Annotated in this window: 29 protein-coding genes; 21 read left to right on the top strand and 8 right to left on the bottom strand. The window is 39.3% G+C overall.

Annotation, left to right across the window (positions count from 1 at the left end; all coding sequences use genetic code 11):
• The first annotated feature begins 2 nt into the window (after window positions 1–2).
• The 21 genes from HMPREF9072_RS09280 (at window position 3) to HMPREF9072_RS09175 (ending at window position 14,578) form a co-directional block, all read left to right on the top strand.
• Window positions 3–275: a hypothetical protein gene (locus HMPREF9072_RS09280; protein WP_009411468.1), complete on the top strand. Its 273-nt coding sequence runs from the start codon at window positions 3–5 to the stop codon at window positions 273–275.
• On the top strand, window positions 272–592 hold the full coding sequence (locus HMPREF9072_RS09275; RefSeq protein WP_009411467.1) for a hypothetical protein: 321 nt from the start codon (window positions 272–274) through the stop codon (window positions 590–592). The genes HMPREF9072_RS09280 and HMPREF9072_RS09275 overlap by 4 nt, the downstream gene beginning before the upstream one ends.
• Window positions 589–813, top strand: a complete 225-nt coding sequence (locus HMPREF9072_RS09270) for a hypothetical protein (RefSeq protein WP_009411466.1) — start codon at window positions 589–591, stop codon at window positions 811–813. The genes HMPREF9072_RS09275 and HMPREF9072_RS09270 overlap by 4 nt, the downstream gene beginning before the upstream one ends.
• 22 nt (window positions 814–835) lie before the next feature.
• Window positions 836–1,351, top strand: a complete 516-nt coding sequence (locus HMPREF9072_RS09265) for a MazG-like family protein (protein WP_034566341.1) — start codon at window positions 836–838, stop codon at window positions 1,349–1,351.
• Window positions 1,341–1,787: a hypothetical protein gene (locus HMPREF9072_RS09260; protein ID WP_009411464.1), complete on the top strand. Its 447-nt coding sequence runs from the start codon at window positions 1,341–1,343 to the stop codon at window positions 1,785–1,787. Before HMPREF9072_RS09265 ends, HMPREF9072_RS09260 begins: the two co-directional genes overlap by 11 nt.
• Before the next feature lie 242 nt (window positions 1,788–2,029).
• A complete protein-coding gene (locus HMPREF9072_RS09250; protein ID WP_034566338.1) occupies window positions 2,030–2,524 on the top strand; it encodes a hypothetical protein in 495 nt (164 codons plus the stop codon).
• A 38-nt stretch (window positions 2,525–2,562) separates the two neighbouring features.
• Window positions 2,563–2,919, top strand: coding sequence for a hypothetical protein (locus HMPREF9072_RS09245; RefSeq protein WP_009411462.1), 357 nt, complete (start codon window positions 2,563–2,565; stop codon window positions 2,917–2,919).
• A gap of 114 nt (window positions 2,920–3,033) precedes the next feature.
• The gene (locus HMPREF9072_RS09240; protein WP_009411461.1) at window positions 3,034–3,234 is read left to right on the top strand and encodes a hypothetical protein; all 201 of its coding nucleotides are present in this window, start codon (window positions 3,034–3,036) and stop codon (window positions 3,232–3,234) included.
• Window positions 3,235–3,444: 210 nt separating this feature from the next.
• Window positions 3,445–3,783 carry a VRR-NUC domain-containing protein gene (locus tag HMPREF9072_RS09235; RefSeq protein WP_009411460.1) on the top strand — a complete coding sequence of 113 codons (339 nt, stop codon included), beginning with the start codon at window positions 3,445–3,447 and terminating at the stop codon, window positions 3,781–3,783.
• A gap of 51 nt (window positions 3,784–3,834) precedes the next feature.
• Window positions 3,835–4,428, top strand: coding sequence for a hypothetical protein (locus tag HMPREF9072_RS09230; protein ID WP_009411459.1), 594 nt, complete (start codon window positions 3,835–3,837; stop codon window positions 4,426–4,428).
• Window positions 4,429–4,439: 11 nt separating this feature from the next.
• Complete coding sequence (locus HMPREF9072_RS09225; RefSeq protein WP_009411458.1) at window positions 4,440–4,889, top strand: hypothetical protein; 450 nt, start codon at window positions 4,440–4,442, stop codon at window positions 4,887–4,889.
• A 2-nt stretch (window positions 4,890–4,891) separates the two neighbouring features.
• Window positions 4,892–6,244 carry a phage terminase large subunit gene (locus HMPREF9072_RS09220; protein WP_009411457.1) on the top strand — a complete coding sequence of 451 codons (1,353 nt, stop codon included), beginning with the start codon at window positions 4,892–4,894 and terminating at the stop codon, window positions 6,242–6,244.
• 173 nt (window positions 6,245–6,417) lie between these two features.
• The gene (locus tag HMPREF9072_RS09215; protein ID WP_009411455.1) at window positions 6,418–6,978 is read left to right on the top strand and encodes a hypothetical protein; all 561 of its coding nucleotides are present in this window, start codon (window positions 6,418–6,420) and stop codon (window positions 6,976–6,978) included.
• 4 nt (window positions 6,979–6,982) lie between these two features.
• Window positions 6,983–7,192 carry a hypothetical protein gene (locus tag HMPREF9072_RS09210; protein WP_009411454.1) on the top strand — a complete coding sequence of 70 codons (210 nt, stop codon included), beginning with the start codon at window positions 6,983–6,985 and terminating at the stop codon, window positions 7,190–7,192.
• Entirely contained in the window at window positions 7,158–7,577 is a 420-nt protein-coding gene (locus HMPREF9072_RS09205; protein WP_009411453.1) for a hypothetical protein, read from the top strand. The genes HMPREF9072_RS09210 and HMPREF9072_RS09205 overlap by 35 nt, the downstream gene beginning before the upstream one ends.
• Before the next feature lie 5 nt (window positions 7,578–7,582).
• The gene (locus HMPREF9072_RS09200) at window positions 7,583–8,062 is read left to right on the top strand and encodes a hypothetical protein (RefSeq protein WP_009411452.1); all 480 of its coding nucleotides are present in this window, start codon (window positions 7,583–7,585) and stop codon (window positions 8,060–8,062) included.
• A complete protein-coding gene (locus HMPREF9072_RS09195) occupies window positions 8,062–9,135 on the top strand; it encodes a hypothetical protein (RefSeq protein ID WP_009411451.1) in 1,074 nt (357 codons plus the stop codon). The genes HMPREF9072_RS09200 and HMPREF9072_RS09195 overlap by 1 nt, the downstream gene beginning before the upstream one ends.
• Window positions 9,132–11,018, top strand: coding sequence for a hypothetical protein (locus HMPREF9072_RS09190; protein WP_009411450.1), 1,887 nt, complete (start codon window positions 9,132–9,134; stop codon window positions 11,016–11,018). Before HMPREF9072_RS09195 ends, HMPREF9072_RS09190 begins: the two co-directional genes overlap by 4 nt.
• A 13-nt stretch (window positions 11,019–11,031) precedes the next feature.
• A complete protein-coding gene (locus HMPREF9072_RS09185; protein ID WP_009411449.1) occupies window positions 11,032–14,094 on the top strand; it encodes a hypothetical protein in 3,063 nt (1,020 codons plus the stop codon).
• Complete coding sequence (locus tag HMPREF9072_RS09180; RefSeq protein ID WP_009411448.1) at window positions 14,091–14,345, top strand: hypothetical protein; 255 nt, start codon at window positions 14,091–14,093, stop codon at window positions 14,343–14,345. The genes HMPREF9072_RS09185 and HMPREF9072_RS09180 overlap by 4 nt, the downstream gene beginning before the upstream one ends.
• A gap of 2 nt (window positions 14,346–14,347) precedes the next feature.
• Entirely contained in the window at window positions 14,348–14,578 is a 231-nt protein-coding gene (locus tag HMPREF9072_RS09175) for a hypothetical protein (protein ID WP_223375702.1), read from the top strand.
• 65 nt (window positions 14,579–14,643) lie between these two features.
• On the opposite strand, the gene HMPREF9072_RS09170 is transcribed toward HMPREF9072_RS09175, so the two are convergent.
• The 8 genes from HMPREF9072_RS09170 to atpD all read right to left on the bottom strand — a co-directional run bounded on the left by HMPREF9072_RS09170 (window position 14,644) and on the right by atpD (window position 22,918).
• Entirely contained in the window at window positions 14,644–15,369 is a 726-nt protein-coding gene (locus tag HMPREF9072_RS09170; RefSeq protein WP_009411446.1) for a YggS family pyridoxal phosphate-dependent enzyme, read from the bottom strand.
• Window positions 15,370–15,393: 24 nt separating this feature from the next.
• Entirely contained in the window at window positions 15,394–15,975 is a 582-nt protein-coding gene (locus tag HMPREF9072_RS09165; protein ID WP_009411445.1) for a threonine/serine exporter family protein, read from the bottom strand.
• Window positions 15,962–16,732: a threonine/serine exporter ThrE family protein gene (locus HMPREF9072_RS09160; protein WP_002674442.1), complete on the bottom strand. Its 771-nt coding sequence runs from the start codon at window positions 16,730–16,732 to the stop codon at window positions 15,962–15,964. The genes HMPREF9072_RS09165 and HMPREF9072_RS09160 overlap by 14 nt, the downstream gene beginning before the upstream one ends.
• A gap of 224 nt (window positions 16,733–16,956) precedes the next feature.
• Complete coding sequence (dnaG, locus tag HMPREF9072_RS09155) at window positions 16,957–18,927, bottom strand: DNA primase (RefSeq protein WP_009411444.1); 1,971 nt, start codon at window positions 18,925–18,927, stop codon at window positions 16,957–16,959.
• Between the two features lie 27 nt (window positions 18,928–18,954).
• The gene (locus tag HMPREF9072_RS09150) at window positions 18,955–19,965 is read right to left on the bottom strand and encodes a virulence RhuM family protein (protein ID WP_009411443.1); all 1,011 of its coding nucleotides are present in this window, start codon (window positions 19,963–19,965) and stop codon (window positions 18,955–18,957) included.
• A 1-nt stretch (window position 19,966) separates the two neighbouring features.
• Window positions 19,967–20,779 (bottom strand): DUF2262 domain-containing protein, encoded by an 813-nt coding sequence (locus HMPREF9072_RS09145; RefSeq protein WP_009411442.1) that lies wholly within the window; start codon window positions 20,777–20,779, stop codon window positions 19,967–19,969.
• A 328-nt stretch (window positions 20,780–21,107) separates the two neighbouring features.
• A complete protein-coding gene (gene atpC, locus HMPREF9072_RS09140) occupies window positions 21,108–21,344 on the bottom strand; it encodes an ATP synthase F1 subunit epsilon (RefSeq protein ID WP_002675806.1) in 237 nt (78 codons plus the stop codon).
• A 59-nt stretch (window positions 21,345–21,403) separates the two neighbouring features.
• Window positions 21,404–22,918: a F0F1 ATP synthase subunit beta gene (atpD, locus tag HMPREF9072_RS09135; protein ID WP_002674457.1), complete on the bottom strand. Its 1,515-nt coding sequence runs from the start codon at window positions 22,916–22,918 to the stop codon at window positions 21,404–21,406.
• Window positions 22,919–23,171: the final 253 nt, after the last annotated feature.

Genomic DNA, 23,171 nt, shown 5'->3' with positions numbered 1-23,171 from the left:
CAATGGAAGAACAAAACAGCAATAAGAATTTTAAACTAAGAAAATTTTCATTAGAATTTGAACGCGGTCATTCTTGGGAAAAAGAATCCGAAAAACAAAAAGACAGATACGAGGGGAGTGTAACATTCACAAATGACCTTAGAGAAGAGTTTACATTAAATGTAGATACAGAACTTTCGTTAGAGATAATAAAACTCATCTCTAACAAGCTCACAGAAAACACGGAAAGACTTGTAAAAAACATTACTGAAAGCATAAAAATTACAGAACAATGAAAAAACAATCACCACAAGAACAAGAAGCAGTGGAGTTATTCGAGTACGCTGCACGTAATCTCATCAAGGAATTTTGCGACAAGCAAGACCTACAATTTGAATTCGATAATTACGATGTAGGGGGAGGTATTATATGCCTATCCGATTACTTCTTCAATATCGAGGATATATACTTCGATATGAAACACGACAAGCCGAATGGCAAGATACTGCAATGGTACGACTATGTACTAACACACGAGTCTAACATCAATTACCGCTCCTATTGTATGGGAATGAGAGAGGAATTAATAACTAAAAAAAATCAAAAAAAATGAGAACAATTAAAAATTTATATGTAAAAGTAACCTATACCGTAGGTTTAGGAGATGTAGAAGTCTCCGATGAAGTATTTGAACAATTAGATAAGATGGCAGATTATGGATTTTCTGTTGAAGATTGTGAAAGTAGCAAGTATCCAGAAGCGTTTGATTGGCTTGCTTACAACATAAGAGAAAATGATGCTATGGATTGGGCATACGAAGTAGAAATTGACTAATAACCTTAAAATCACAAAGAAAATGAGAACAACCCAAGAACTCGTCCCTCTTATCCAAGAGTGGGCAAAAGAAAGAAAAATCTATGAACAACTAACGCCATTTGATGAACTCATCAAAACACACGAGGAAGTAGGCGAACTTATCAAGGCGTGTTATGATAACGACAAGTCTGCTATTCAGGACGCTATTGGCGATGTAATAGTAACACTGATTAACTATTGTTACTTTATAGAATTGGATGCTATAAAGTATATTAAGCAAGCGGTTGATATATCCGTAACAGGTTATTATACCATCTCATACGTAATGAACGCTCATAACGCTTTAGGTAGATTGATAAGCCTTTATGTGTGGGATGAAGGCAAAGAAATATCTAAACCAAGCGGACTTAGAGTATTTAGTATTCTACACTATCTCAACGGTATTGCTCATTTGGAAGGCACAACCTTAGAAGCCTGCCTGAACTTCGCTTACAACAAAATCAAAGACAGAACAGGAAGAATTATTAACGGAAAATTTATCAAAGATGAAAAATAACGACTACCCCACTTGGCTTGTCCCTTTGGATACAGCCTTACAACTTAAAGGTATAGGTTTTGATGAGCCTACATTATTTCATTATTACGAAAACGACTTTGATGTTACAATAGAAACAAATAGTTACTATGATGAAGGAGAAGCTCAAGGATATTTACATTTTTATATATCTGCATTTAAAGAAGAAAACTTTAATAGAGATAAGAAATGTACTTCTCTTCCTACTTGGACAGATGTCTTTGATTGGTTCAGAGCACGTGGCTACAAGATTACCTTCAAGGATATTAACATCGGTACGCAATGTGCTTTCTACCACTTGGATATTAAGGAGGGGCACACGTTTAGCCACTTTGCAAAAAAGTACGAGAAAGCACGAGAAGGACTGGTAATGAAGCTAATTGAAGTACATAAGGAATTTGGTAATAACATTAAATGATTTGATTAATTTTACAAAAAAATTGAGAGGCAAAGACATTTTTTCATTCTTTGTCTCTTTTTTTTGCAAAAAATATTGTATATAAAACATTGATTATATAGCAGTTACACGTTTTTGTTACAGATATAACAAAATAAAATGAAAAAAATATGCGAAAAACTTGCGCAATTAAAATTATTGCCGTATCTTTGTCGTGTAAAATTAAAGCAAGAACAATTTTTAACATTAAAAACTCAAAGAAAATGAAAGTTACAATTAAAGACATCTACAACGAAGCATCTTACATCAACCCAAACGTATCAACTATCAGCTCAATAGGTGATTTCGTAGAAGAAAGTAGCAGACAAGCAGCAGCTTACAGCAGAAGAGAGTTAGTACAATATGTGTCTAAGGACTCTTTGGCATTCAAAATCTTGACTGAAAATTTAAAAGATTTTTTCAGTGAAAAACAAATGTGGGTAATTGCTTACGAATTACAGAAGAATGCTGAATACGTCGCTAAGTTACAAGCAGAATTAGAAGTAAGAGAAAGAAGAGCGAAAGCCAAAGCAGAAGCAAGTAAAGCAAAATTGAACGCTAACAAAGAAGCAAGCCAAGAAGTACTTGATTTTGTAAAATCAAACAAAAAACTTTTAAAAGATTATTACACTTTTGTAAAAAAGAATAAAAAATACTCTAAAGAGTACTACTCTAAGAAGTTCACCTTAGAGAGTGCAACCGAATTTGTAAACTTGTAAAATTAACATTAATATTAACATTTAAAATTAAAAGAAAAATGAGAACAAAAACATTCACAATCGAAAACAACGAACACAACTTAAACTGGGTAGAAGACAACTTAGATACCCGTGATTATGAAGTAAAAGGCAATGATATAATCATTACCTACTTTGAAGATTTTCAAAAAAATGATATATTACAAGCTATATCAGAGAAGACATACAATGTAGTATTCAACGACGATAATAATTCTAACGATAAAGGCTTCGAGGCTACATTAGAATATTGTAAGAACTACATTCAATCATTCAATGGAACTAATCACAGCTACTTCGAAGACTACAAGGGGGGTATAGTGCAAGTCGTTTGTAATGAAACTGGTGAGGTGGTATATGAAGAAGAAGTAATATAACATTTTGCAAAAAAAGCCCCTAACACTACATTAGGGGCTTACTTGTAAAATTAAAACAATTCTAACGATTTAAACAACCCTTAGAAATGAGGGTGCAAAGATACAAAAAAAATTATGACACCACACGAAAAAGTAATATACATCATTCAGCAATTGGAAATATCTGATAGCAAGGTAGCACGAGCGATACAGAAGAGCGTATCAACAGCGACGCACAAGCGACTACGATTAAGAGATAACAAATTCACTGAGGAAGATTACCAACGACTTCGTGATTTCTACATCGAAAAACTCAGAAAAATAGAAATGTTATAAATATAACAAAATATTTTTCACCAACAAGACGGGCATTTGCTCGTCTTTTTTGTTTTTAGACATTTTGATATTCAAACGTTTGAATTTTTGCAAGTATTTTTGTTTAGCTTAAAATACAAATAAGTATCTGATTACCAAATAATTATATCAAAAAATATTAGGAATTGTTTAATATGTTTTATACCTTTGCACTACGAATTTTGAATAATTATGAAACTTCAAGAAAGTACATTGCAAGCCTCCTGTGTGCGTTGGTTCAGATACCAATATCCGCACCTTGTAATCTATGCTGTACCTAATGGGGGAAGTCGCAATGTGCGTGAGGCACAGCGTCTAAAATCAGAAGGCGTATTGGCGGGGGTGGCTGATTTGGTAGTTATGCTCCCTCAGGGTAAGAGCCTATATATTGAGATGAAAGTAAAAGGCAATCGCCAAACTGAACACCAAAAAGACTTTCAGAAGAAAGCAACCACATTAGGGCATACCTACGCTGTATGCTACTCCTTTGAGGAGTTTCAACAAATTATTGAAAATCAAATACAGAAATAGCAAAATACAATAATTCAAGAAAATTATATACAAAAAACACTGTTAAATTATATGTTTAAACCAATACGACAAAATAGAAAATCAAAATCAATACTTGCTGATAAGTTTGTTACTGAAAACTCAAACTTTAAAGCAGGTAGTATTGTTTTGTCAAATCAAACTGTTTTTTTTCAAGCAATAAATAAAATTAATCAAATAGCGGGCATTCCTAACGATAATGAAGATTACAGAATTGTCACTCGAAAGAATATTAACTCGTTTGATTTTATTTTATTATTACTTCATAAGAACAAAATAACAGACCTAACCATTGCGTTTTATCGCATTGGCAAAAAAGTTATTCAGGAATTAAAGAATTTGAAAGATAATAAACTCATTACTAACATAACACTATTAGTTAATGATGGATTTCCAAAATTATGCCCTGACGCATACAACCTAATGAAGCAATACGAGAGCAATACTTTCAAAATTAAAATAGAGAATAACCACACCAAGATAATTTGCGCAAAAACAGAAGATAACAAATACTATGTAATTGAGGGTAGTGGTAACCTCTCCAATAACTCACGAATTGAACAATATTCATTCACTCAAAACAAAAGTCTTTACGATTTCCACACGGAGTGGATTAATAACATTTAAAATAAAATGATATGAAAACAGAAAGCAAAAATAATAATAAAATAAAAAGACTTAATGGTAAATTATTCTCACCAGAATACCAGCCTTCTGAAAAGTGGACAGAAGAAAGAGCATTGCAATTGGGAAATGAACTTATTGAGTGGCTAAAAGAAAAGGATAGTGAAGGCAATGATAAGGGAAATATATTTTATGAAGAGTTTTTGATAATTGAAAAAGATTTGTATCCAGAAATAGTAACATATTTAAGAAGTAAATTTCCTTCGTTTTTCAAGCTATTAGAAAAAGCAAACAAAATTCAGGAACTTAAATTACAAAAATTCGGCACGGCAGACAGATTGAATGCAGCGATGACCAAATTCGTACTAATTAATAAGCATAATTGGTGCGAAAAACAAGAATTGACCGGGAAAGACGGTAAAGACCTTAACAATTTCCAAGTAACAGGGATAATTATTAAGTAGCAATGAAGAATGTGGTACTTGAATTTAACAGCAACGGAAACGACAAGCAGAAGGAATGCGGGCGAGCGTGGGCTAATGATGATATTGACGAAATTCTATACGGAGGAGCAAAAGGTGGGGGTAAGTCGTTCATAGGTTGCTCATTGATATTAGCCGACGCCCTAATGTATGCAGGCACTCAGTATTTCATTGCCCGTAAGCAATTGAACGACTTGCGACGCTTTACAATACCGAGCATTCACGAGGTGCTGAACGGCTGGGGCATACCACAAGAAGCGTGGAAGTACAACGGGCAGGATAATTACTTTGAATTATATAACGGCTCACGAGTATTGCTATTAGATTGTAAGTACTTGCCGAGTGACCCGCAATATCAGAGGTTAGGCTCAATGCAATTTACACGTGGGTGGATAGAAGAGGGTGGGGAGTTCGATTATGACAGTTATTCTAACTTGAAAATATCTATTGGGAGGTGGAAGAATAGAGAATATAATTTGAAAGGCAAATTACTGATAACCGCCAACCCTTCCAAGAATTTCCTATATAAGGAATTTTACACCCCCTACAAGGAGGGTACGCTCAACAAGAGAAGGGCATTCATTCAGGCTCTGCCGTATGATAATAAGATGTTATCCAAGGAATACATTCAGAACTTGGAGAATACCCTAAGAGGCGCAGAGAAGCAACGGCTACTGAATGGGCTATGGGAATACGACGATGACCCGAATGCATTGTGTGATTACGATAAGATATTAGCGATATTCAATAATGACCAATTACCCAAGGAAAGCACGACGTACCTAACAGCCGATATTGCCCGCTTTGGCTCAGACTTGTGCGTAATAGGCGTATGGCGAGGCTGGGAGTTGATAGAAGTGTATACACTGGCAACTTCGGCAACTACCGAGATACAAGCACTCATCAATACGCTACGAATGAAGTATAATATACCCAAGGGAAATTGTATTGCCGATGAGGACGGCGTAGGAGGTGGAGTGGTAGACAACACGGGTATTGTAGGCTTTAAGAATAACAGCACCCCCTTTGAAGAGAATGGGCAACCTACCAATTACAAGAACTTGCAGACGCAATGCTTGTACAAGTTAGCCGAGCGCATTAATAGTAATGGTATATACATTAGTGCTGAGGTGTCAGAGCGCACCAAGGAGATGATAATTGAAGAAATTGAACAAATCAAAAGCGACAACAAGGACGGACAAAAGTTATCTGTAATTAACAAAGACACGGTGAAGCAAGCCATAGGACGAAGCCCCGACTATCGCGATATGTTACTAATGCGTGAATACTTTGACTTGAAACCTAAGAGAACGTTTAAACCTATATTTAGAAGATGAATATTATTTTAATTTACTTTACTTCTATGGCGATTGCTTTAATCTTGTCGATTATAGCAGTTCAAAATGTAGAAGAAAACAGGACCAAAGGTGAAATATGCGCTTGGTTGGCTGTAACAATAATAATTGGCAATATCATATATTATGCGAGCAAACTTATTTAACAATTACAAATGACACTTTACGAATTTCTACAATTGTCCGAAGAAAAGCAGAAAGAACTTTTGCCTGCTTTGAAAATATTAAAGCCAATACCGAACTACACGAGTAGGCGTTGGTTTAAGAAACACACACACGGGGTAAAAGAGAGCATTACCGAATTGACATTTGGCGAGGTGAACAGTATCAAGAGGCAAGCGATGAGCTTAGATAGCATAGATAAATTAGACGTGGTACGAATGGTATATAAGGAAGAGCCTTTGCGAATGAATGTATTTCGCTTTTATGGCTGTTTGCGATTTCTTACCTTGGAAGCAGAAAGAGTAATGAGAATGGAACAAGAGCATTGGAATACCGAACCTACTGAGCACGACATTAAACTACAACAAGCAGGAGTTAAAGAGTTAGAGCAGTTCGGCGATTTGCCAATGATAGATAGCCTCGCAGGGGGTGATATTCTTAGGTACAATGATATTGAGAAATTAAATTACTTGGAAGTGCATTATATCCTGTGGTATAGAGCAGCACAAGCGAATATACAGAATAGATTTCAGAAGATAATTATTAATAAGTAATAATATGAAAAAAATAAACTTATTACGAAAAATAATAAAATTGCTACAAGAAGACGCAAATTGCGCTTATCAAAATTCTATGAATTTAGGCAAAAAAGATGAATTAACAAAAGAGAAACTTAAAGGAGTTGTTGATTCTTACAATAACGTTTTAGTGTTAATAGATTGCTTTATAGAGAATGAAAGAGATTTTACAACAGATAGCCACGAGTAACGGCTGGCACTTTGATTATGGGCGTTCAGACTTTCATAATTTAGAGACCGTAGCGGGTAAGGATTATTACTTCTTTCTCGACCCGTTAGAAGAGAGTGTAACGTTTGATGATTACGCTGAACCAACGAAGCACATCTATAACGGGCGTTTTATGCTTTTGAAACACTCGGACTTTGACAGAGTGTATAATTCACAGAGCGAAAACGAACAAGTAGAAGGTAAGTATGAGCAGTATATTAAGCCTTGTAAAGAGGAGGTAATGAAGATTGCCAAAGCCTTTTGCGGTGATTATACAATTGAAGGCTGGCGAATGGTTGAGGTTATCAACTTGTACGATAATAACTTCGATGGTGTACTCGTTTCTTTCCAAATTAGTAGCGAATAAAGAATATGGAAGAGGCTGTTAAGATATTACAAGAGGAATTGGAAGCCTTAAAACTTGACCTTATTGCTAAGTATAAAGAACTTGGTATGCGAGCAAGTGGAATGTGGGAGCACACACTCGAAGTGAAGACTACAACTACTACGGGCGGTTTGCGTGGCGTAATTACAGGAATGGATTACACCTACTATATGCAACACGGGCGCAAGGATGGGCGAATGCCACCCATACAAGCCATTGAGCGTTGGATATTGGCAAGAGGATTAGAGCCTATAAAGGATAAGATGAGCACTACCTCGCTGGCGTGGGCGATTGCCAAGAAGATAGCACGAGAGGGCACTAAGAGATTTAAAGGAGGCGAACAACCCCCATTTATTGACGCTGTGATAACACCTGAGAGGGTACAACAGATAATAGAGAAGGTAGGGTATAAGTACCTGGCTACTTTCACAAGTGAGATTATTAACTTTTTAAACGAAATGAAATAATGGAATTAGGAAGTTTAGGGAATTTTGCAGGAGCGTTTAGCGGCATTCCATTGCAAGTATCATTTTCAGATGAAGAAAACAAGAAAATGCAATATAAATGTGTGGTACACTTGACATTTAAGTATAATACATTCCTATTTTCTGGTTACGCTTATGAGAAGCGTGTAGATATGAGAGTAAATTATACTTATGATGGTGTCTTTGCAAGTGTAAATATAAATGCCGATGCCATATTTAAGGATTTATTCAAAGGTGACTACGGGAGCGACGAAAATAAAATAAGAGATTTAAGAGATATAGCACAAATACATAGAATAAAGGTAGAGGCTTCGGCAGAGTATTACGACTATCAGAAGAAGCAGAATGTATTTCTGTTAGATAACACCGGTAACAAGTTGGTAGTAAAAAATGAATATACCTTATATCCTGCTACTTTCACAGTATGGAATGTATTGCCACAGCAGAAGGGTACTCGTATATTTAGACGTTTCTCCGAAGCAAACGGGAATCCAATTAAAGCGTATACAACCTATTTTAAAAACTTTCCTCCCCCAATAGATTATATTGTAGTAGAAGATGAGAACAACAAAGAAAAAGCAAAGGTAATATCAGAGCTTCGTTCTTATCTTTATAATTCATATAATATTATTAACAGGGTAATAGATGAAGAGTGTGGAGTCTATTTAGCTTGGCAAAACGAAGCGGGCAGTGTGAGTAGTTGGCTATTTTCTCCCAATTACAAGGAAGAAATCAAAACAAAGTCATTAGGCAGTTTCTTAAAGGGGTACAAGACAGATTTTGATTACCCGCTTATTAGACCTTTTGGCGTGACAGCAACGAAGACGTGGACACTACATAGCGATATAGCAGTAATGAGCGAGGAGGTGGAAGAGTTGCAGGGGCTGTTAAAGAGTCGTTATGTATACTTATACATAGGAGATAAGTACGGTAAGGAATGGGAGCGAGTAATGGTACAAGAAGGTTCATATAAGTTTGATGTGAATTCACAAGACACGCACCCATTTACAGTGACAATAGAATTTGAACCAATGAGAACATCAACAAACATATGATAACATTAATAATAGATGGAGTAGAGGCAGAATTAGAACAAAAAGCATTCACTTACACATTACAAGTGAATGATATGTTTGATTTTGACACAAGGGAGGTATCGTATTCTGAGACAATATATTTGCCAATAACATCTGGCAATCGCTCTATATTTGGATTTGCAGATGTGCCTACAATTGAAGATAAGGGGGCGTATAAGCAATATAATGTGGATTACTATGTTAATGGTATTCCAATAGTGCAAGGAGGGCAAGGGTACTTGATAGGCTCACGAGGTAATTACTTTATCTTTGAGTTTAAAGAGAGTAGCAAGAAGCTATATCAATTCTTACAGAATAGAGATATTAAAGGATTGAAGGAGTTATTAGATGGCGGAAGCTCTAAGAGTTCTTGGTGGGTGACAAATAGCCACGAGAACGGTATAATAGATAACACAATGTACTTACTCGCTGACTATGGCGACGACAGTGTAAGTGACCTCGGCAGTAATGGTATATTATGGAATATACAGAGGTCTCCTCTTTCTATAAGTTTGCGAAGAATATTTAAATTGGTTGCACAAGAAGGAGGATTTAGTTTTAAAGGCGACTTCTTAGAAGATGACACTTTTAAAATGAGTTACATATGCTCATCTAACATTAAGTATGAAGAGAAGCAGGAAGATACTTTTACGGCAACCAATAATGAAAGATTTAAAATATACACAGCACCAAGATATAACCTTTGGGGATTCCCGTCCAAATCAGATGGTAATGGGTATGGAATACAGTTATATCAGGGGGTTTATTCACCTACTGTATTTCCTTACAAAATTTTAAACAATGGTTATTACCGTGTGAAAATAAATATCAAGAAAGTGCACGGAATTGTAGATGAGCACGCTTGGTTTGGGATACTCAGCTCTTCATTAGGAGGTAAAGAAGATGATTTGAATATTTATAATGGGCATACTTGGGAGGATATGAGTTATCAGTTTGATATATATGGACAAAAAGGAGACGAAATATTCTTATCAATGAGAGCTGGAAGACACGGAGCAGTAGAGGTTGAGGGGGTTACATTTAAGATTGAAAGGCTGGCGCAGAACAATGATTTACAAACGTTGGTGAGTGATTTTTCGCTTATAGATTTGTTCAGAAATGTGTTTAAAATATTTTCAATAACCCCGATGTATAACAGTAAAACGGGAGAGTATTGGTTCTATACACTCTCTGAGCGTGTAAACACTGATAATGTTTTGAATTGGACAGGAAAGTTCGTAAAAGTGAAAGAGGTTAAATTCCACTCACAGAATTACGCTAAGAAGAATAATTTTCTGTATAAAAAGTATGACGACAACAACGCACACATACAAGAGGATTGGGATGGAAGATTATTTTTTGAAGACGAAACCTTGGTAGATAGAAAGGATTTTGCTGTCGGATTTTACGCTCATAAAAACAAAAGGCTCGCAATAAACAACGTAGAGTTGGAGCGTATGGAGTTTTTTGCAAAAGAGGAAAAAGTGGAGAACGGACAGGTAAAAGTAGAATATAAAGAGAAAACAGGAAGATGGCATATATTCTTACGTAAGAAGTTACCAGTAAAAGCTATTGTTACAACAGTAGGAGGGGATAGATTTGTCGTAGAAAATGTAAATGCGGCAGATGGTGAACCTTACAAGTGGAATACATTGCTTAGTTCTTTCTACAAGGATTTGCCCCGCTTAATGGAGCACCCCTACATTGTTACTGCTGAATTTGCTTTGTCTGAGATTGATATATATGAGTTCTCGTTCTTCTCACGTATATACGTTGAGCAGTTAGGGTGTTACTTTTTGCCAAACAAAATAAAATACAAGGCTGGTGCGTTGGCAGAAGTGGAAATGATAAAGATTAGTTAGAATTAAAGAGAATATGGAAAGGGTAAATATAGCGCAGATAGATATTGATGTGGATTCGCTCATTGCGAAGAGTGCTGAGGTGCGTGAGAAGCTGATTAATATAGGCAATGAGATGAAAGCCTTAAAGGACGACTTCTCCAAGGGGAATATATCAATAGAAGAGTACACGAAGAGGCTCACCTTGCTAACAGCAGAGCAGAAGGGGCAACGTGATGAGTTACGTGTGTATGATACTTTGGTGAAGAACCACATTACGACAGAGGCTAAGCAGATTGCTTCTAACACCACAATGAAAGGCTCAATTAAGGAATTGAGTGCTGCACTTTCTCAGAATAAACACATATATCAACAACTATCTGAGGAGGAGCGCAACAATGCTGAGGTAGGGGGTAAGTTATTGGCGGTTATTCAAGAGCAGGATAAGAAGTATAAGGAATTACAAAAGAGTATCGGTAATAATCAAGTAGACGTGGGTAATTACCGGCAGGCGATATTGGATGCGGTAGGAGATAACCAAGCATTTGGAACTTCAATGAATAGCGTTGTCAATACATTTAACTCTTTGAAGGTGAATATTGTTGCGTTGGCTACTCCGTTTACCAATTTCGTACAGACAGGCAAGATGGCGCCAGGTGTACTCAATGCTACTGCAACGGCTACGGGGAATGTGTCTACCGGTATGAAGATATTGCGAGGTGCAATTATCAGCACAGGTATAGGTGCGCTCATTGTAGCATTAGGCTCTTTAATATCATACTTCACCAGTACACAAGAGGGAGTGAATAAGGTGAACAAGGTACTTACGCCGTTAAAGGTGCTATTTCAAACGCTATTCGGAGTAGTGCAACAGGTGGGTAAGGTATTAGTGGAAGCGTTTAAAGCAGCGTGGGAGCCCATTAAGAAAGTCGGTGAGTTTATAGGCACATTCCTCATTACACCAATAAAGCAAGTCGTGGGCGTAGTTAAGGGACTTGGGAAGATACTCACCGGAGACTTTAAGGGTGCTTGGGAAGAGGTGAAGAAGCCCGCACAGGACTTAGTGAACAAGGGTAAAGAGATGGGTAAGGCAGTAGGAGAGGCTCGTGCTAAGTATGCTGAATTAGGCAAGGAAATGAAGAGCATTGTTGGAGGTATTGGCGACACAATGGACGAGGCGCTTAAACGTGGACAGCGAATTGAGGAAATAAACCAAAAATTAGCAAAGTCGGAGGCGGAGCATATAGAGAAGACAGAAGCGTTAAAAGAATTATTCGCAGAGCAAAACCAAATAGCAAGGGACACCTCTAAGAGTGTAGAAGAGCGAGAGAAAGCGGCTAAGGCGTCCGTTGAGACTTTGAAGCAGATAAACGCATTAGCAAGAGAGCGTAACCAGTTGGAAGTGGAGCGTATCGAGTTACAACAAAAAAGCAACGATACAAGTGACGAGGAGAAAGCAGACCTTGCAAGGAAGAAGGCAGAGCTTAACGCTGCTAATAGGGAGATGTTGAATGCGGAAACCGCTCAGAATAAGGTAATAAATAGCATAAGAAACACAGCAAGACAAGAGGAGGACGCAAGGGCAAAAGAGCAAGCAGATAAAGCTCGTGCAAGAATGCAAGAAGAATTGAAGCAACAGCGAGAAGCAGTAGAAGAGTATGTAAAGACTAATTCGGCGGTTGCTAAATCATTGCAGGAACGTTTAGCAATTGAGGAAAAGGGAATGCAAGACCGCTTGGCGGTATTGGAGAAAGAGAAATCTAAGGGGCTAATAAAGAAAAATGAATATGAGAAGCAGAAGAGAGAGATTGAAGAAGCGTATTTGAAAACACGAACAGACCTCTCTATTGAAGCGGTAAAGAAGGAAGCAGAGCAATACGAGTTGCAAAACAAAACTAAGATTGACAGCGAAACACGATTAACCGCTGAACTCATAGCGCAAGAACAGGCAAGGCAAGATGCAATTTACCAAAAGAAAGTCGAGGCGTTAGAGAAAGAGAAAAAACTCAAACAGGAGGCACACGATTGGGATTATAACGCTGAGGACGCTTATCAGCAACAATTGCAAGAACTAAGAGAAGGGTATGATGAGAAGGCTAAGGAGTTGAGAAAACAGCAATCGGATATTGAGAAAGAGGAAAAGAAAGCACAACAGGAGTTGGATTTTCAAGACAAACTACTTACCTTGCAAGAGCAGGGGGCTACGCAATGGGAGATTGAAGAGGAGCAAATGCGACAAAATCACGAGCAAGAACGTGAAGCGCTCAATGAATTGCTGGCAAGTAATCAGGTTTCACAAGAAGAGTATAACAAAAGATTATCAATATTAAATCGAAAACAGTCACAAGATGAAATAAACTTAAAGCGCAAGACTGAGGAGTCTAAACTACAATTAGCGTTAGGAGCTTTATCACAAGCGAAACAGTTATTTGGCGAGCATACAGCAGTAGGGAAAGCGGCTGCGGTGGCTGAGGCTATGATAAACACTTACTTAGGTATCACGAAGGCACTATCTGCATATCCTCCTCCTTACAATGCTATTATGGCAGGTGTTACCGGGGCAATGGGTATGCTAAACGTTAAGAAGATAATGGAAACCAACGTGAAGTACGAAAAAGGCGGTTTGCTCAAAGGTAAGAGCCACAACGAGGGTGGTATTCCTTTCACCGTTGCAGGACGTGGAGGATTCGAGGCTGAGGATGGCGAATTCCTTGTGAACAAAAAAGCAACGAAGAAAAACTTACCCCTATTGAATTTTCTCAACAGTGATGTAAGTAATGGCAGTTATAACCCAGTGTATATGCAAGCGGGCGGTGTAATTAAACAAGCATATGAGATGAAGATTGATTATACAGAAATCACGAAGGCAGTAAGAGAAGGTGCTATGCAGGGGACACAAACAGGAGCATATGAGGGTGCTATGCAAGGTGCTTTTCAGGGCTCACAACAAGGAGCATTCGAGGGGGCTCGTGCTGGTAGTCTTGAAGGCTCAATGCAAGGAGCGTATGAAGGGGCAACAATGGGCACTACCTCAGGGCTCACCAATAGCATTTTACGCATTAGCGATAATGAACGGGCGAGACAATCGGCAAGTATATGATAAAACTAAAAGCAATATTAAAGGGTTGGGAGAATTATATATTCCCCGACCCTGAAATGGAGGCAAAGGCAAAAGAGCGGGCAAAGATATGCGCAGAGTGTCCTATGGCTAAACGTGGTACTTATCAGCAACTAATGCCTGATTATACCTTGAAGGATGTTAAGGGTATGAAGTGTAGCGTGTGTGGTTGCCCGCTCTCTACCCTTTTGCGACAAGATGAAAAGGGGTGTGAACTTAATAAATGGGAATAGCAATGAATATATACGAGAAGTTAAAACCGATGGAGAACGACCTGCGCTTGGTTTACAAGCACGGAGGCAGGGTAGCGTGTGAGATATTTCGAGACTTGGAGATTTACGAAGAATATCAAAAAAGCAACGCCCCAAAGATGGAGCGTTATACTTTCATATCTGAACAATTTAAGATTAGCGAGAGCCTCGTACGTGCTATCATAAAACAGATGGGTAAAAAAATTTGTAGTTAAACTTACCACTGTACTTACCACTAATTCTGCAATTGCTTGAATTTTAAATACTTATTTGATAAAATTTATTTTTCATTCCAATAGTAGCTATCGGGGTAGATGCGCTTACCGAAGATAGCGGTACCAACGCGCACGATAGTGGCACCTTCTTCAATAGCGGTTTCGAGGTCGCCACTCATTCCCATTGAGAGCTCTCGGGGGTCTACATTAGGGAGGTTGAGAGCAATAATCTCTTGTTGGAGATGTTTAAGGAGTTTAAAGCAGGCGCGCACCTTTTCGGTTTCGGCACTAAACAGACCAATAGTCATTAGTCCTTTGATATGTAGGGTAGGCAGTGTAGCCACTTGCTTTACAAGATTGAGCACCTCAGAGGGGTCGGCACCAAACTTGCTTTCTTCGTTAGAGGTATTCACCTGAATAAAGATGTCGAGTTCCTTACCTTCACTCTCCAAACGGTTGTGGAGTTTTTGGGCTAAATCGAGGCGGTCTACCGATTCTACACAACTCACCTCGTAACGCAAAATATCTTTTATCTTATTCGTTTGTAAATGACCGATAAAATGATTGGTATGTGGAGTGTCTTTCAGCGCTTCATACTTCTCCTTGAGCTCTTGCACTTTGTTTTCGGCGATGAGCGTATATCCTGCATTTAATGCTACTTTGATGCGCTCAGGAGTTACCGTTTTAGTAGCCAAGAGGAGCTTTACTTCCTCCGGCTTGCGACCTACCCGCTCACAAGTGTTGGTAATACGTTGTTGTACTAAGGCGATGTTTTGTAATATATTTTCCATTTTTAATTGTCAATTATTAATTAACTATATCGGTTCATTCTCCACTTCTTCCTTTGGTAAATAGCCTTCAGCTTTCTTGCGCAAGAGGCGACGTTTGATGAGGTCGTTTAGGTCTTTACCTTTTACCGAGTAGGTGTTAAATAACAGCATAGGAGCAATCACCCCAAAGGCTAAGCACATAGTAATAAAGCCTGTTTGTAAACCAAGTTTGAAGGTTTGGTATAGTAAATCTAATGTTTCGTCTTGTGGGGTTTCAACGGTTACTATTTGTATGATTTTCATCATAAACTCATAGCCGTACTTACCAGGAATCATATTAATTACGGCGGGAATGGTAAACACAATAGGAGGTGTGTGTACACGGTGGGCGAAATACACCGCTAAGAGCCCTACGACACAAGCCCCCAGAAAAGAAGTAATCACGATTTGTTCGGGCATTAAGGTTGCTAATAGAAGGAACTTAATACCCCACCCTATACCGCCTAATACACCTGTTATCCATAAAGCACGACGTGGAGTGTTAAACAATAAAGCAAAACCGATAGAAATCCACATCGACCAAAAGATGCGCTCTGCTAAACCTAAAAATATATCAAGGAAGTTCATAACCGAATAATAGTAAAGCTAAATAAAAACCTAATGAAATCATAAACACCAAAATAGCAGCGTGAGTGAGTTTAGCAATTCCTGCTACAATACAGCCTGAGAGCATATCGATAAAGCCATTGATAAGAGGTACCCCAGGCACTAACCACAATACACAAGCTGCCAAGGCATTGTGATAGTCTTGTACGCCAAGCAAGCGGAAGATGCTCATCACAGCAACCGATACGAATGCAGCCCAACCCCAACAGATATACACGTTGAACTTGCGCAACTGCAAAATACGTCTGCCTGCTAACCCTAATAAAGTAGCGAGAAACGACATAGCGAACTCGGCATAACTTGCGTTTTCTTTGCCAAATACGTAGGCTAATGAGCCTCCTGCTATTGATACGAAGAACCACATTACATACATATTGTAATGTGGGCGTGCCTTGATGGTAGCTACCTGCTCTTCGATTTCCTCAATAGGGAGTTTCTTTTCGATAGCCTCCCACGATAGGATACTGATATCGGAAATGGCACTGAAGTTCACTCCGTGATGCGGGATAGAACGCACGATAGTTTCTTTTTCGCCTGTGCTTTTGTCCTGTATTGTTAGCACGATAGCCGAATGCGAATAGAAGTTCTCGCAATGGTAGTTCAGTGCATTAGAAATGCGTTCTACATTGCGTTCTACCCTACGGGTATTGGCACCGCTGGAAATTAGCAGTTCGTTGATATCGGCAAAAAGGCGTGCCGCTCGTTCAATGGGCTTCATATATATTTTATATGTTAGTTCTTAAGAGGTTAGTTATAGGGCTTGTCAGACTATTCGAACGAATAGCTTTTAGTATTCCTTGCTGTTTTCTTCTAAGAGAATATCTTTCTGGCAAGCAAAAGTAAATTGCAAGTAACATAAAGCAAATAATTTCTAAATATTATAGTTCTCGTTACAAAGTGCAAAAGTACAAAAATAATGAAGAATGGCAAAAAGGTGAAGATTTAATAATTTACTATCACATTTAAGCGCTTGCCTAATATTGTTTTTAGTTGGTTATATCCTATGACCTCTTCCATAATGCTTTTGCGTTCTTCATCTGTTATTTCAGTACGTACTTTCTCTGCTAAATTGTTGATGAGGTACATTATTAATAACAAACGAATATTTAGAATGATATCCGAGATAATTCTGTTGAGGTCTCTGTCTTTCTCCTTTGCGACAATATCTCGTTTTAACCAGTTGTCTAAATGTCTAAACTCGTCTTCCATTTCCAAATCGGATACCTTAGCACTGAGTTCCACAGGAAGTTCGTTTGCAAGCCTACTCACATCATAGGAAGCATCTTCTTGGAACATTGTCATTAGTTGGTCATATATCTGCTTGAAATCGGGGTTAGCGAACTCTATTTCGTCTTCTTGAAGTTCGAGGAATACTTTTTCGTAAACTTTGAGAGTTTGCTGTACTTTTTTTTCTTTGAGGTCGCCGTTTTCTTCTTCTACCAGAATAGTATCGGTGAAAACACAGACTTCATTCCCTTTAGAAAGAAGAATCTTTATTAAATCGTGCTCTAACACCTCCAAACGGTTTATTGTGCGTTTTTGAGCCTCTTCTGGCGTTTGTACCACTTGCATAGTAGATTGCTTGCGCTCTACTTTTTGTCCTTCATAAAAGTCCTTTTTGAGAATTTGTGCCAAAGTAGAGAAGAGTACTTGCTCCGAGATATCCATAATGGTAGCGCACTCGCGCACATATACTTCCCGCTTGATAAGGTCGGGGATTTTAGAGATACTCTCTACCATATCGCGTATGGTTTCGGCTTTTTTGATAGGGTCGTTCTGTGCCTCTTGCATTAGGAGGGAGGCTTTGAAGCGAATGAAATCGGTGGCGTTGTTTTCGAGGTATAGCACGAGGTCTTCGTAGGCAGTTTTGCGAGCAAAGCTATCGGGGTCGTCTCCCTCGGGGAAGGTGCAGACTTTCACATTCATACCCTGTTCCAAGATGAGGTCTACCCCACGAATGGAAGCACGTAAGCCAGCGGCATCACCATCGTACAGCACCGTGATGTTGGGTGTGAGACGGTGAATGAGGCGGATTTGGTCTTGCGTAAGTGCTGTTCCGCTTGAGGCTACTACATTTTCGATGCCTTTTTGGTGCATCTGAATCACATCGGTATAGCCTTCAACCAGATAGCAGTTATCAGCTTTGGCGATAGCTTGTTTGGCAAAGAAGATGCCGTACAGCACTTTGCTCTTGTGGTAAATCTCACTTTCGGGAGAGTTGAGGTATTTAGCTTGTTTCTTGTCGTTGGTAAGGATGCGCCCCCCGAAGCCCAGTACGCGTCCGCTCATAGAGTGAATGGGGAACATTACACGCCCTTTGAAGCGGTCGAACTTACGGTCGCCATTGACGATGGTGAGTCCGGTTTTTTCTAAGAACTCCAACTGATAGCCTTTGGCAAGGGCGTTATCGGTGAAGGCCGTCCACTCGTCGGGGGAGAAGCCTAAGCGGAATTTTTGGATTGTTTCCTCAGTAAAACCGCGTTCTTTGAAATAGGTCATACCGATAGCCTTACCGGCTTCGGTATTGAAGAGGGTATCCTGAAAATATTGTTGGGCGTATTCTGAGACAATATAGAGACTCTCGCGCTCATCGGCTTGTGCTTTTTCTTCGGAAGATTGCTGGGTTTCCTCAATGTCGATATGGTATTTTTTAGCCAAATAGCGAATTGCTTCGGGGTAAGTGAAATGCTCGTGCTCCATTAGGAAAGCAATAGCATTCCCGCCTTTGCCACTACTGAAGTCTTTCCATATTTGTTTTACGGGCGAGACCATAAAGCTGGGCGTCCGCTCGTTGGAGAACGGACTCAGCCCTTTGTAATTAGAGCCTGCACGCTTGAGTTGGACGAAGTCGCCGATGACTTCCTCCACCCGCATTTGGTCGTATACTTTATCTATGGTATTTTTTGAAATCACTGTTTTTTAGATTAAGGAAGAAAAGGGTTAATTTGTTAATTGTTTCAGGTCGTCCTCTAATTCTTTAAGGCTGTTTTCACGTTCTATTTGGCGTTGCTTAGTTTGGTATTTTTCATACTCTTGAGTAGATTTCTCTATAGCCATTTGGTGTGAAATCTTACCAGCATGTTGTAAGAGCTCTCTGCCATTGAGTTGCAGGATAATATCCAAGCGGGCTATCCAGTCTTTCATATACATAGGCGTTTGCTGTTGTGCCATAGTTTCGGCAAAAGCTAAATATTGTTCTACAAGCAAGCCCAAAAGCTTTATTTCCTCTTCGTTGAGATAATTCTTGGCGATGCTTACTTCACTTTTTTTAATAGTGGCAGTAGCTGTTTTGTCGTAGGATTGCATACCCAGAAGGGGTAAAGAGGCATCAGCACGGTTATAGACTATCTCGGCGGCTGTTTGCTGGCTAACCGCCCATAGGAGTTTGTTTTGCACTACTTTAAAGAACATTATGGTTTGCTCATCTTGAGAGTTGTAGTCTATACTGGTTTTGTATATATCTTTAATCTTCTGGTAGAAGAACCGTTCAGAGATTCGTATTTCGCGGAGGCGTTCTTGGAGCTGGTCGAAGTAGTTCATCGCAGTACCTTGCTTAAAACGCTCGTCATTTAACACAAAACCTTTGATTAAATACTCTTTGAGTTGTTGAGTTGCCCAAATACGAAAACGCGTTCCTTGTTGTGATTTTACTCGATAACCTACTGAGATGATCACATCGAGATTGTAATATTCTACCTGATACTTTTTACCATCGGTGGCAGTTGTTGCAAAATTTGCAACAACTGAGTTTCTGTATAGTTCCCCTTCTTCAAAAATGTTTTTAATATGTCGTGATATAGTAGATTTGTCACGGCTAAAAAGAGTAGCCATTTGGTCTAATGAAAGCCATATTGTTTCATCTTGGAAGCGTACATCTATCTTAACATCTCCTTCTTGATTTTGGTATATGAGAAACTGTGAGTCCATAGGGTTTATTTGTTTGTCAATCATTTTACCCCTCGATAGTAGCCTCTTCGAGCTCACCGTTGAGGTTCCCGTATACGGCAATGGCGTGCCCCCAGAACATATCGTCGTCATCAAAATAGATACAGAAACGTTCCTCCTCAAAAAGAATGATACTTGTGATACTCATACGCTGAGCAAAACGTTCGGGAGTAATCTCAGGGGCAGTAGCATCTGCTTCTTTTTGCCATTTGTTAGCAAAGGGAGTAAGCTTTTCAGAGGCAAAGGTTTTGAGGGTTGCTATCCATCTGTTGAATTTGCCCTTAGTAGCATTTTTGAAAGATTTTAAGATATCTTGTAGCTCACTTAGTTCGGTAGTTTCTACGGTGAGCTGCACTTCTTCATCGGTGTAGAGGATTTCACCCTCAAACCAATCGTATTCTCGGTTGAGTTCTAAACTAAAATCTTCATCTTCATAAGTAACTTCAGTGTTGTATTCCTCAATAATAGGGTCGAAACGAGGTTCGGTTACGTTCTCTTCCAAGACTGCTACCAACATAAAGCAACGTTGCTCAGGGTGTGAGAATTCAGGTTTCTTAGGGCGCACTTTGATGCGGAAAGCTTCTAACGGAGCGAAGTAATACTGCCAATTACTTTCATCAGTTGCTAACCATTCCAAACGGATATTCTCTTCGTAAAGTTCACCTGTTTTTACATCAATATATGCCAAAGGGTCGTTAGAAGGAACCCAAGCTCCATTATAATAAGTTGCTCCATTGGTAGAACTTTCAATGAGCACGATAAGTTCCTTTTCTTCGGGAAGGAACTCATCAGAGAATTTCTGTACAGTTTGTGGGCTCATAAAGATACTTAGTTAAGAGACAAGAAAGTTATGTTATATTTACAAACCAATCAAGAGTTGAATTAATAATTTACTGATTATAAACCTCCCCCCTGCCCCCTCCAAAGGGGGAGATGTGACGCAAAAACAATTATGAAGTTGCAAATTAGAGGGAATCATTTTTTTACCTTTTATTATTTTAATAAGTGTATTTGATTATAGATTTGACAATGCAAAGATATAACATTCTTTTCAGAAAAGCAAAAAACAAATAACCGACTGCTTTATTTACAAGAGTCGGTTATTTACATTTAATTTTTAATTACAATGAAACAAAAAAAACTTTCTTTTAGTCTGCTAAAATCACTACTTTGTTTTGGTTGCACTCCAAGGTACCTCCTGTAATAGTAAAATGTTGCAGTTCTTTTTTGCCCTCAAAGAGCTTTACCTCGCCTTCCGTAAGCAATGAGATGATAGGGGCGTGGTGATTTAATATTACAAATGGTCCTTTAGCCCCAGGCACCTTCACCGAGGTTACTTCACCTTTAAACAAAAGGGCTTCAGGAGTAAAGATTTCTACTAACATAAGTGCGAGCCATACGGGCTTTTTTGTTGTTATTTAACATTAGCTAATTTTCTTATTAACTAGCTAGCTTGTGCTTCGGCAAGCATTTTTTCACCTGCTTCGATTACTTCTTCGATGGTGCCTTTAAGGTTGAAGGCAGCTTCTGGAAGATGGTCGAGTTCGCCGTCGAGAATCATATTAAAGCCTTTGATAGTGTCTTTGATATCTACATAAGCTCCTGGTAATCCGGTAAACTGCTCGGCTACGTGGAAAGGCTGTGACAAGAAACGCTGTACACGACGTGCACGAGCAACGGCTACTTTATCGTCTTCTGAAAGCTCTTCCATACCGAGGATAGCGATAATGTCTTGCAATTGTTTGTAACGTTGTAAGAGCTCTTTCACGCGTTGTGCACACTCGTAGTGCTCTTTACCCAAAATTTCGGGGGTAAGGATACGCGAAGTAGAGTCGAGAGGGTCTACCGCAGGGTAGATACCGAGTTCAGCGATTTTACGCGATAATACGGTGGTCGCATCGAGGTGGGCAAAAGTAGTTGCCGGAGCGGGGTCAGTAAGGTCGTCGGCAGGTACGTATACCGCTTGTACTGAGGTGATAGAACCGTGCTTGGTAGAGGTGATGCGCTCTTGCATCGCACCCATTTCGGTAGCTAACGTAGGTTGGTAACCCACCGCTGATGGCATACGTCCTAAAAGGGCGGATACCTCAGAACCTGCTTGTGTGAAACGGAAGATATTATCGACGAAGAAAAGCACGTCTTTACCGTGACCTTCGCCAGCACCATCGCGGAAGTACTCGGCAATAGTGAGTCCTGAGAGGGCTACACGAGCACGTGCTCCAGGAGGTTCGTTCATTTGCCCAAAAACGAAAGTAGCTTTGGATTCTTTAAGTGCCTTGCGGTCTACTTTACTCAAATCCCAACCGCCTTTTTCCATCGATTCCATAAAGCCTTCGCCATATTTGATAATGCCCGATTCGAGCATCTCGCGTAGCAGGTCGTTTCCTTCACGGGTACGTTCGCCTACCCCAGCGAATACAGAAAGACCGCCGTGCCCTTTGGCGATGTTATTAATCAATTCTTGAATGAGCACCGTTTTACCTACACCCGCACCGCCAAAGAGACCGATTTTACCTCCTTTGGCATAAGGTTCGATAAGGTCGATGACTTTGATACCGGTGAAGAGTACTTCGGTAGTGGTGGAGAGTTCTTCGAACTTGGGAGCTTCGCGGTGGATAGGCAAGCCGTTGTCGCCGTCTTTGGGCAGGTTGCCAAGTCCGTCGACCCCGTCACCAATTACGTTGAAGAGGCGACCGTAGATATCGTGCCCTACGGGCATTTTGATAGGACTGCCTGTGGCAATCACTTCGGTGTCGCGGCTAAGCCCTTCGGTGGAGTCCATAGAAATGGCGCGCACCACGTCTTCGCCTATATGCGATTGTACTTCTAATATGAGTTTGGTACCGTCGGGTCTTGTGATTTCTAAGGAATCATAAATGCGTGGGAGTTCATTATCAGAGGCGAACTCTACATCGACCACAGGTCCAATTACTTGTGCTACTTTTCCTTTTTGTAACATTCTTTTTTATTTTTAGTTGTTTAGACCATAGGCGTTAAGCCATAGGCTGTAGGTGTTATGGTTTTAGAAGCTGAGGTCTGAAATATGAGACCTATGGGCAGAAACCTAAATATTGTGCAAATGTAGGGACTTTTTTAAAAAAGGCAAATAAAAGTGAAGATTTTTTTTGTTTCTTATTTTAAAATTTGCTGATTGTCAATTATTAACTAACAAATAATATTTTTATTAGAGTGTTTGCAAACACTCTAATAAA

It is taken from the genome of Capnocytophaga sp. oral taxon 324 str. F0483 (genome assembly GCF_000318315.2).
GTDB classification, from domain to species: domain Bacteria; phylum Bacteroidota; class Bacteroidia; order Flavobacteriales; family Flavobacteriaceae; genus Capnocytophaga; species Capnocytophaga ochracea.
The sequence above is the reverse complement of the archived record's forward strand: the minus strand, read 5'-3'. Positions and strand labels throughout refer to the sequence as shown.

Bases quoted from the DNA above. Each gene is read 5' to 3' on its own strand.
- HMPREF9072_RS09250 (WP_034566338.1), top strand. From the start codon at position 2,030: ATGAAAGTTACAATTAAAGACATCTACAACGAAGCATCTTACATCAAC.
- HMPREF9072_RS09240 (WP_009411461.1), top strand. From the start codon at position 3,034: ATGACACCACACGAAAAAGTAATATACATCATTCAGCAATTGGAAATA.
- atpC (WP_002675806.1), bottom strand. From the start codon at position 21,344: ATGTTAGTAGAAATCTTTACTCCTGAAGCCCTTTTGTTTAAAGGTGAA.
- HMPREF9072_RS09145 (WP_009411442.1), bottom strand. From the start codon at position 20,779: ATGAGCCCACAAACTGTACAGAAATTCTCTGATGAGTTCCTTCCCGAA.
- HMPREF9072_RS09275 (WP_009411467.1), top strand. From the start codon at position 272: ATGAAAAAACAATCACCACAAGAACAAGAAGCAGTGGAGTTATTCGAG.
- HMPREF9072_RS09200 (WP_009411452.1), top strand. From the start codon at position 7,583: ATGGAAGAGGCTGTTAAGATATTACAAGAGGAATTGGAAGCCTTAAAA.
- HMPREF9072_RS09260 (WP_009411464.1), top strand. From the start codon at position 1,341: ATGAAAAATAACGACTACCCCACTTGGCTTGTCCCTTTGGATACAGCC.
- HMPREF9072_RS09230 (WP_009411459.1), top strand. From the start codon at position 3,835: ATGTTTAAACCAATACGACAAAATAGAAAATCAAAATCAATACTTGCT.
- HMPREF9072_RS09165 (WP_009411445.1), bottom strand. From the start codon at position 15,975: ATGAACTTCCTTGATATATTTTTAGGTTTAGCAGAGCGCATCTTTTGG.
- HMPREF9072_RS09280 (WP_009411468.1), top strand. From the start codon at position 3: ATGGAAGAACAAAACAGCAATAAGAATTTTAAACTAAGAAAATTTTCA.
- HMPREF9072_RS09245 (WP_009411462.1), top strand. From the start codon at position 2,563: ATGAGAACAAAAACATTCACAATCGAAAACAACGAACACAACTTAAAC.
- HMPREF9072_RS09220 (WP_009411457.1), top strand. From the start codon at position 4,892: ATGAAGAATGTGGTACTTGAATTTAACAGCAACGGAAACGACAAGCAG.
- HMPREF9072_RS09190 (WP_009411450.1), top strand. From the start codon at position 9,132: ATGATAACATTAATAATAGATGGAGTAGAGGCAGAATTAGAACAAAAA.
- HMPREF9072_RS09210 (WP_009411454.1), top strand. From the start codon at position 6,983: ATGAAAAAAATAAACTTATTACGAAAAATAATAAAATTGCTACAAGAA.
- HMPREF9072_RS09235 (WP_009411460.1), top strand. From the start codon at position 3,445: ATGAAACTTCAAGAAAGTACATTGCAAGCCTCCTGTGTGCGTTGGTTC.
- HMPREF9072_RS09195 (WP_009411451.1), top strand. From the start codon at position 8,062: ATGGAATTAGGAAGTTTAGGGAATTTTGCAGGAGCGTTTAGCGGCATT.
- HMPREF9072_RS09175 (WP_223375702.1), top strand. From the start codon at position 14,348: ATGAATATATACGAGAAGTTAAAACCGATGGAGAACGACCTGCGCTTG.
- HMPREF9072_RS09160 (WP_002674442.1), bottom strand. From the start codon at position 16,732: ATGAAGCCCATTGAACGAGCGGCACGCCTTTTTGCCGATATCAACGAA.
- HMPREF9072_RS09180 (WP_009411448.1), top strand. From the start codon at position 14,091: ATGATAAAACTAAAAGCAATATTAAAGGGTTGGGAGAATTATATATTC.
- HMPREF9072_RS09170 (WP_009411446.1), bottom strand. From the start codon at position 15,369: ATGGAAAATATATTACAAAACATCGCCTTAGTACAACAACGTATTACC.
- atpD (WP_002674457.1), bottom strand. From the start codon at position 22,918: ATGTTACAAAAAGGAAAAGTAGCACAAGTAATTGGACCTGTGGTCGAT.
- HMPREF9072_RS09185 (WP_009411449.1), top strand. From the start codon at position 11,032: ATGGAAAGGGTAAATATAGCGCAGATAGATATTGATGTGGATTCGCTC.
- HMPREF9072_RS09150 (WP_009411443.1), bottom strand. From the start codon at position 19,965: ATGATTGACAAACAAATAAACCCTATGGACTCACAGTTTCTCATATAC.
- HMPREF9072_RS09270 (WP_009411466.1), top strand. From the start codon at position 589: ATGAGAACAATTAAAAATTTATATGTAAAAGTAACCTATACCGTAGGT.
- HMPREF9072_RS09265 (WP_034566341.1), top strand. From the start codon at position 836: ATGAGAACAACCCAAGAACTCGTCCCTCTTATCCAAGAGTGGGCAAAA.
- HMPREF9072_RS09215 (WP_009411455.1), top strand. From the start codon at position 6,418: ATGACACTTTACGAATTTCTACAATTGTCCGAAGAAAAGCAGAAAGAA.
- HMPREF9072_RS09205 (WP_009411453.1), top strand. From the start codon at position 7,158: ATGAAAGAGATTTTACAACAGATAGCCACGAGTAACGGCTGGCACTTT.
- HMPREF9072_RS09225 (WP_009411458.1), top strand. From the start codon at position 4,440: ATGAAAACAGAAAGCAAAAATAATAATAAAATAAAAAGACTTAATGGT.